The organism is Streptomyces alkaliterrae (assembly GCF_007097205.2).
In the GTDB taxonomy this organism is placed as follows: Bacteria; Actinomycetota; Actinomycetes; order Streptomycetales; family Streptomycetaceae; genus Streptomyces; species Streptomyces alkaliterrae.
In genome coordinates, this window is the sequence record NZ_VJYK02000347.1 from 1 (window position 1) to 5,472 (window position 5,472).

General features: G+C 68.2%; 5 protein-coding genes. All 5 read right to left on the minus strand.

The features are described from left to right. Positions 1 to 70: 70 nt before the first annotated feature. On the minus strand, positions 71 to 2,593 hold the full coding sequence (locus FNX44_RS23285) for an ATP-dependent Clp protease ATP-binding subunit (protein WP_143650787.1): 2,523 nt from the start codon (positions 2,591 to 2,593) through the stop codon (positions 71 to 73). An 807-nt stretch (positions 2,594 to 3,400) separates the two neighbouring features. Beyond that, positions 3,401 to 3,742, minus strand: coding sequence for a histone-like nucleoid-structuring protein Lsr2 (locus FNX44_RS23295; RefSeq protein ID WP_143650791.1), 342 nt, complete (start codon positions 3,740 to 3,742; stop codon positions 3,401 to 3,403). Positions 3,743 to 3,973: 231 nt separating this feature from the next. Beyond that, positions 3,974 to 4,492 (minus strand): amino-acid N-acetyltransferase, encoded by a 519-nt coding sequence (locus tag FNX44_RS23300; RefSeq protein WP_143650793.1) that lies wholly within the window; start codon positions 4,490 to 4,492, stop codon positions 3,974 to 3,976. Positions 4,493 to 4,521: 29 nt separating this feature from the next. Beyond that, positions 4,522 to 4,932, minus strand: coding sequence for a BlaI/MecI/CopY family transcriptional regulator (locus FNX44_RS23305; protein ID WP_143650795.1), 411 nt, complete (start codon positions 4,930 to 4,932; stop codon positions 4,522 to 4,524). Between the two features lie 97 nt (positions 4,933 to 5,029). Beyond that, complete coding sequence (locus FNX44_RS28235; protein ID WP_173019263.1) at positions 5,030 to 5,203, minus strand: hypothetical protein; 174 nt, start codon at positions 5,201 to 5,203, stop codon at positions 5,030 to 5,032. Positions 5,204 to 5,472: the final 269 nt, after the last annotated feature.

A 5,472-nucleotide genomic window follows, 5' to 3' on the forward strand; every position in this document is an offset into this window, starting at 1 on the left:
GCCCCGGTACCGGATCGGTACCGGGGCCGCCCCCTTCTTCGTGTCGCGTCTCGCCGTGCGGCGTCAGGCGTCAGCTGTCCTTGCTGAGGTTGGGGCCGCCGCCGGCGGCCTCGATCGGCGGCACGTCCGGCAGTGCCGCCTTCTCCTCACCGCGGAAGGTGAACTTGGCCTGCTCGCCCTCGCCCTCGGTCTCCACCACCACGATGTGGCCGGGACGCAGCTCGCCGAAGAGGATCTTCTCGGAGAGCGTGTCCTCGATCTCGCGCTGGATGGTCCGACGCAGCGGACGGGCGCCCATGACCGGGTCGTAGCCGTGCTTGGCGAGCAGCTGCTTCGCCTCGGTGCTCAGCTCCAGACCCATGTCGCGGTCCTTCAGCCGCTCGTCGACCTGGGCGATCATCAGGTCCACGATCTGGATGATGTCCTCCTGCGTGAGCTGGTGGAACACCACGGTGTCGTCGACACGGTTGAGGAACTCCGGCCGGAAGTGCTGCTTGAGCTCCTCGTTGACCTTGGCCTTCATCCGGTCGTAGCCGGCCTTGACGTCGTTCTGCGCGGCGAAGCCGAGGTTGAAGCCCTTGGAGATGTCCCGCGTGCCGAGGTTCGTCGTCATGATGATGACGGTGTTCTTGAAGTCCACGACCCGGCCCTGGGAGTCGGTCAGGCGACCGTCCTCGAGGATCTGCAACAGCGAGTTGAAGATGTCGGGGTGGGCCTTCTCGACCTCGTCGAACAGCACGACGGAGAACGGCTTGCGGCGGACCTTCTCGGTGAGCTGGCCGCCCTCCTCGTAGCCGACGTAGCCGGGAGGCGAGCCGAACAGCCGGGACACGGTGTGCTTCTCGCTGAACTCCGACATGTCGAGGGAGATCAGGGCGTCCTCGTCGCCGAACAGGAACTCGGCGAGCGTCTTGGACAGCTCGGTCTTACCGACACCCGAGGGGCCGGCGAAGATGAACGAACCACCCGGGCGCTTCGGGTCCTTCAGGCCGGCCCGCGTACGGCGGATGGCCTGGGAGAGCGCCTTGATGGCGTCCTCCTGCCCGATGACGCGCTTGTGGAGCTCGTCCTCCATGCGCAGCAGACGCGAGGACTCCTCCTCGGTCAGCTTGAAGACCGGGATGCCCGTGGACGCGGCGAGGACCTCGGCGATCAGCTCCTCGTCGACCTCGGCCACGACGTCCATGTCGCCGGCCTTCCACTCCTTCTCCCGCTTGGCCTTCTGCGCCAGGAGCTGCTTCTCGTCGTCGCGGAGGCCGGCGGCCTTCTCGAAGTCCTGCGCGTCGATCGCGGACTCCTTCTCGCGGCGCACGTTCGCGATCTTCTCGTCGAACTCGCGGAGGTCCGGCGGCGCGGTCATCCGGCGGATGCGCATCCGGGAGCCGGCCTCGTCGATCAGGTCGATCGCCTTGTCCGGCAGGAAGCGGTCCGAGATGTACCGGTCGGCCAGGGTCGCGGCGCCGACGAGGGCGGCGTCCGTGATGGAGACCCGGTGGTGGGCCTCGTAGCGGTCGCGCAGGCCCTTGAGGATCTCGATGGTGTGCGGCAGGGACGGCTCGGCGACCTGGATCGGCTGGAAGCGGCGCTCCAGCGCGGCGTCCTTCTCCAGGTACTTGCGGTACTCGTCGAGCGTCGTGGCACCGATGGTCTGCAGCTCACCGCGGGCGAGCATCGGCTTGAGGATGCTGGCGGCGTCGATCGCGCCCTCGGCGGCGCCGGCACCGACCAGGGTGTGCAGCTCGTCGATGAACAGGATGATGTCGCCGCGGGTGCGGATCTCCTTGAGGACCTTCTTCAGGCGCTCCTCGAAGTCACCGCGGTAGCGGGAGCCGGCGACCAGGGCCCCGAGGTCGAGGGTGTAGAGGTGCTTGTCCTTCAGCGTCTCGGGCACCTCGCCCTTGACGATGGACTGGGCGAGCCCCTCGACGACGGCGGTCTTGCCGACGCCGGGCTCACCGATGAGCACGGGGTTGTTCTTGGTGCGGCGGGACAGCACCTGCATGACCCGCTCGATCTCCTTCTCGCGCCCGATGACCGGGTCGAGCTTGGACTCGCGGGCCGCCTGGGTGAGGTTCCGGCCGAACTGGTCGAGGACCAGCGAGGTGGACGGCGTGCCCTCGGCGGGACCGCCGGCGGCGGCCGTCTCCTTGCCGCCCGAGTAGCCGGAGAGCAGCTGGATGACCTGCTGCCGCACCCGGTTGAGGTCGGCTCCGAGCTTCACCAGGACCTGCGCGGCGACGCCTTCGCCCTCGCGGATCAGGCCCAGCAGGATGTGCTCGGTGCCGATGTAGTTGTGGCCGAGCTGAAGGGCCTCGCGGAGCGACAGCTCCAGCACCTTCTTGGCACGGGGGGTGAAGGGAATGTGACCGGAGGGCGCCTGCTGGCCCTGGCCGATGATCTCCTCCACCTGCTGGCGGACAGCCTCAAGCGAGATCCCGAGGCTCTCCAGTGCCTTAGCGGCGACACCCTCACCCTCGTGGATCAGGCCCAGGAGGATGTGCTCGGTGCCGATGTAGTTGTGGTTGAGCATCCGGGCTTCTTCCTGAGCCAGGACGACAACCCGCCGCGCGCGGTCGGTGAACCTCTCGAACATCGTTAATCGCTCCTCAGAGCGGTCAGTCAGCTAGGGGACGCTCCCCTCTCTGTCCTTCCGCAGCTTAGTCCCGCGAGCGGGGACCGCTCATTCCAACTGCCGACACCCGTCCGGATCTCCCCACTCGCGCGGAGAAGAAGGCCGATCGCTGCTGCCCCGAACGGACGACAACAGTTCCAACCCGATGGTGCGAGACGATGTTCCCGCAGGCCAGGCGTACAAGGCCGGATTCGGTACGCCCAGGGCGAACGCTGCGCCACTCGCGCCCCGAACGCGCCCGGAACGGCCTGTCCGTCCCCGTTCCCACTAGGGATTTCCTACCCTGCGAGGCGGTTGTTCCATGCTCCCCGGCGGACGGCATCCGCTACAGGCGAACAGCCTTGCGCGGCCCGGATCGGTACGGGTGCCCGACATGTGGACAAAGGGTGGTCGATTCGTCGCACAACGTAGCGCCGGGGTCGACGCGTGTCATCTCCCGACACACGGGACCACGCGCGACGCGCCCGGCCGCGCGTCGAGACCCCCGGTCGGCCCCCGTCAGCCCCGGCCCGTCCCGGCCCGGCCGGGACGGAGCCGTATGAGCCCGTCCCGGCTCCGGCGCGGAATTCGCGTTACGGGGGCCGAATGCGCAGGCCCCGGCCCGATGGCCGAGTGCTTCGCTCACCCGAGCGATTTTCCCGCGCCTTCCCCACGACCCGGCCGCGCCTTCAGCGCGCCTTGAGTACGCCTTCAGCGCGCCTTCAGCGCGCCTTCAGTGCGCCTTCAGTGCGCCTTCAGCCCGCTTCCCGCGGCCGACGAGATCGAAGGTCAGGGGTTGGCCTTCTTGTAAGCCTCGCGGATCGTGGTGGGAACCCGGCCGCGCTCATTGACCTCGTAGCCGTTCTCCTTCGCCCACGCGCGAATCTTGGGCGTTTCCGCGCTGCTGCTCGAAGCGGCCGACGCACGGGCGGCCTTCGCCCGGCCACCGGAGCCGCGACCGGTACGACGACCGGCCTTCACGAACTCCGCGAGTGCATCACGCAGCTTGCCCGCGTTCTCAGCGTTGAGGTCGATCTCATAGGACTTGCCGTCCAGCGCGAACGTCACCGTCTCGTCGGCTTCGCCGCCGTCGAGGTCGTCTACGAGAAGGACCTGGACCTTCTGTGCCACCGGCTTACTCCCATTCACTGCCGCCGCCCTGGACTGGATGGCAGGGCAGACATAACCGATTAACGATTTTGACGACGACAGCAAACCGCTTTTTCCCCGGAAACACAAACCCTCTGGCAGGTTTGCTCCGCTCCCGACACGACTCGACAGGACCTTTCGGACAAAAAGCCCCGCCGCGTGACATCACCGTGACGCGGAGGCATCGCCCTGAGAGGGTTCACGGAGAGGGGTTCAGAGATGCAAGAGCATCCGACTGTTGCCAAGGGTGTTCGGCTTCACCCGTTCGAGGCCCAGGAACTCCGCGACGCCCTCGTCATAGGAACGCAGCAGCTCGCTGTACACGTCCCCGTCGACCGGGGCGTCGCCGATCTCGGTGAAGCCGTGCTTGGCGAAGAAGTCCACCTCGAACGTCAGGCAGAAAACGCGGCGCACGCCCAGCCGGCGCGCGGTCCCCACCAACTTCTCCAGCAACAGGTGGCCCACTCCGGCGCCCCTGAGCGCCGGATCCACCGCGAGGGTGCGCACCTCGGCCAGGTCCTCCCACATCACGTGCAGGGCACCGCAGCCGACGACTTCGCCGTCGTGGTCCCGCTCGGCCACCCAGAACTCCTGGATGTCCTCGTAAAGCGTGACGGTGGCTTTGTCCAGCAGGATACGGTCCGACGTGTAGATGTCGAGGAGCCGCCGAACGGCTCGCACATCGCCGGTGCGGGCCCGGCGCACCGTGACCGCTGTTATGGCATCAGGCATGACCGAACGCTATCGCCTGCTCGACGCGGTCAGCGTTCCACCTCGCCTGGCCGGCCCTCCTCGTCGGGCCCCTGCGGGGCATTGAGGCCGACAACTCGCAGCGCGTCGCGCAACGCTTTCGTCTGTTCCGGCGACATCATCCCGAAGAACGCCACGAGGGCGGCGGCGGGGTTGTCGCTCGCCGACCACGCCTCGTTCATCAGCGCGGCCGAGTACGCGGCCCGGGTGGACACCGCCTCATAACGATAGGCGCGACCTTCCTGCTCACGGCGCAGCCAGCCCTTCTGGTGAAGGTTGTCCATTACCGTCATGACGGTCGTGTAGGCGATCTGCCGTTCTTCGCGCAGATCCTCCAGTACTTCCCGCACGGTGACCGGACGGTTCCACTCCCACACCCGTGTCATGACGGCGTCTTCGAGATCACCCAGTGGTCGCGGCACGTCACGAATTGTAGGTGCGGGAACGGCCGTGAGACCGGCGCGACGCGTGAAAGGCCGGTGGGAGTCGACTCCCACCGGCCTCTGTCAGTACCCCGGTTCAGGCGCGGTTGGCCTCGCTCCGCGCGGCCTCCCGGGCGGCGAACGCGGCGTCCACGGCCGCGTCCTCCTTGGACTTGTTGGGGCCGCCCTGGCTTTTGACGATCGTCACGATGAGCGCGGTGAAGGCGACGGCCATCACCGCGGACGGGGTGAGTGCGGCGATGTACTCCATGCTGCGGGCCTCCTCGGTGCGCGCTGCGGCGCGTCCTGGTCACGTCGGCTACCCAGAGTAGGACAGACCGTTCCGGCCCCGGCACCTGGGGCGGTGGACGGGGCCGGAACGGCGGGGACACTCGGGCGGCGCCACTCGGGCCGGGACGACTCCGGCGGGGCGCGGCCCGGGCCGCCGGTGGCCGGTGGCCGTGAGCTGCCGCTGCCGCCGGCCGAGGCGCGCGGCGCGGTGCAGCGTGTCATGACGCGCGGCGCCGGGGTGCTGCGTTC

Bases quoted from the DNA above. Each gene is read 5' to 3' on its own strand.
- FNX44_RS23300 (WP_143650793.1), bottom strand. From the start codon at position 4,492: ATGCCTGATGCCATAACAGCGGTCACGGTGCGCCGGGCCCGCACCGGC.
- FNX44_RS23285 (WP_143650787.1), bottom strand. From the start codon at position 2,593: ATGTTCGAGAGGTTCACCGACCGCGCGCGGCGGGTTGTCGTCCTGGCT.
- FNX44_RS28235 (WP_173019263.1), bottom strand. From the start codon at position 5,203: ATGGAGTACATCGCCGCACTCACCCCGTCCGCGGTGATGGCCGTCGCC.